Genomic DNA, 703 nt, shown 5'->3' with positions numbered 1-703 from the left:
GAATAATAAACATATTGGCTACAACGTGCTGAAAGCCAATCGCAACAAATGCCATAATCGGAAACCAAATACCAAGAATTTTCCCCGTAACATCGTCAGCGCCGTATGAAAGCCAAATAGCTAAACATACAAGCCAGTTGCAGCCCACAGCAGAAATAAGCGTTTTAAAAAACGAATCATCAATTTTAGCTTGAGCAATTGCTATCGTTTTATCTAAAAAAGGCCCTGTTTCTGTTAAACCTACAATATGTCCAAAGAAATATGCAATAAACACGGCACCTAAAAAGTTAGCAAGCGTGACCCAAAACCAGTTATGAAACAAGTGACGAAGTGAAATTTTTCTTGCATACAAAGCAATGGAAACAGACATCATATTCCCCGTAATAAGCTCCGCTCCCCCAAGTACGACCAGCATAAGACCTACAGGAAAGACGGCCCCTCCTAAAAGATTCGATAAACTTCCCCATTCAGCCGGTAAATTACCAATGACGCGTACATCTAGTAAAAAACCAAGCGCAATAAATGCGCCTCCTAAAAACCCAAGCATGAGAATGGAAGAAAGGGATAGCTTCGTTTTTGAAACCCCCGCTTCTAAAGCGATGTTTAACATTTTATCCGGCTTGTGAAATGCCATAAAACTCCTCCTTAACTAAAAAAGGCATGACTGCCTTTCTCACCTTCACTAAATTTCTCCTCCCTAGTT

1 protein-coding gene is annotated in these 703 nt (G+C 40.4%); it reads right to left on the bottom strand.

The window, feature by feature from the left end; translation table 11 throughout:
• Positions 1-634: formate/nitrite transporter family protein (locus tag AC1DRF_RS31030; protein ID WP_477742705.1), on the bottom strand; the 634-nt coding region annotated here is incomplete at its 3' end.
• Between the last annotated feature and the right edge of the window lie 69 nt (positions 635-703).

Source organism: Priestia sp. P5_B4 (assembly GCF_056400385.1).
The sequence above is the reverse complement of the archived record's forward strand: the minus strand, read 5'-3'. Positions and strand labels throughout refer to the sequence as shown.